At 75.1% G+C, this 1,181-nt stretch carries 1 protein-coding gene; it reads left to right on the top strand.

Annotated features, from left to right (window positions below; translation table 11 throughout):
- Positions 1-249 precede the first annotated feature (249 nt).
- Complete coding sequence (locus ABZ641_RS38450) at positions 250-1,092, top strand: DUF4097 family beta strand repeat-containing protein (protein ID WP_359989315.1); 843 nt, start codon at positions 250-252, stop codon at positions 1,090-1,092.
- The last annotated feature ends 89 nt before the right edge of the window (positions 1,093-1,181 follow it).

Genomic DNA, 1,181 nt, shown 5'->3' with positions numbered 1-1,181 from the left:
GGCCTGTCGGTCAACGCCTGGCTCGTCCGGGCCGTCTCGGCCGCGCTCGACGGCGGCACGCCGCCGCGCACGGCGGAGAGGACCCGCAGCATCGGGCAGAGCTTCACGGGCTGGGTGCGCTGACCGCACCCCACCCCACCCCACCCCCGCCCCGCAGCACCCCACCCGCAGCACCCCACCCGCACCACTTCACCCAGACCGCGTCCCACCAGCGGGGACGTCCTGACGAGCCAGGAGGACGGGACAGCCATGCCTTCGTACGACACTCCCGAACCGATTTCCGCCCACGCCCACGTGGCCGCCGGCTCCGTTCGACTGACCGCGGGCGACCGCCCCGAGACGGTCGTCGAGGTGCTGCCCCTCGACCCCAAGAAGGACCGGGACGTGCGGGCCGCCGAGCAGGCCGAGGTGACCTTCGCCGGCGGCGTCCTGACCGTCAGGACGAAGCAGCGCGCACTGATCGGGCCCACCGGCGCCGTCGACGTGACGGTCGAACTGCCCGCCGGCTCGCACGTCGACGTGACCGGCTCCTGGACCCAGGTGCTCGGCGAGGGCCGGCTCGGCGAGGTCCGCGTCAAGACCTCCGCCGGTGACGTCCGCCTGGACACCACCGGACCGCTCAGGCTGACCGCCTCGCACGGCTCGATCACCGTCGACCGGGTCGAGGGCGCGGCCGAGATCACCACCAGCTCCGGCAGCGTGCGCGTCGGGACGGTCGAGGGACCGGCCGTGCTGAAGAACTCGCACGGCAGCACGACCGTCGGCACCGCCTTCGGCGAGCTGCGGGTGAGCGGCGCCAACGGCGACATCGACATCGCGCGGGCCGAGGGCCCGGTCACCGCCACCACCGCCCACGGCACCCTGCGGGTCGCCGAGGTCGCGAGCGGCGCCGTCCAGTTGGAGACGGCCTACGGCGCCATCGAGGTCGGCATCCGCAAGGGCACCGCCGCCTGGCTGGACGTCAGCTCCGAGCGCGGGCAGGTCCGCAACTCGCTCTCCGACGCGACGCCGCCGGAGGAGGCCGAGGACACCGTCGAGGTCCGGGCCCGGACCCGCTGGGGCAACATCGACGTCCGCCACGCCCGCCCCTGAGCCAGTCCCTACGGACGCACGGACGTGACACGGGCGGGGGGCGGGCCGGCCCCCCCCCCCGGCAAGAGGGAGAGCGGGGGGGGGGGGAA

The sequence above is a fragment of the Kitasatospora sp. NPDC007106 genome (genome assembly GCF_040634455.1).
GTDB classification, from domain to species: domain Bacteria; phylum Actinomycetota; class Actinomycetes; order Streptomycetales; family Streptomycetaceae; genus Kitasatospora; species Kitasatospora arboriphila.
This window is presented reverse-complemented; position numbering and strand designations above follow the sequence as displayed.

What these genes read in the sequence shown, in the direction of transcription:
- ABZ641_RS38450 (WP_359989315.1), top strand. Translation starts at nt 250, where the DNA reads ATGCCTTCGTACGACACTCCCGAACCGATTTCCGCCCACGCCCACGTG.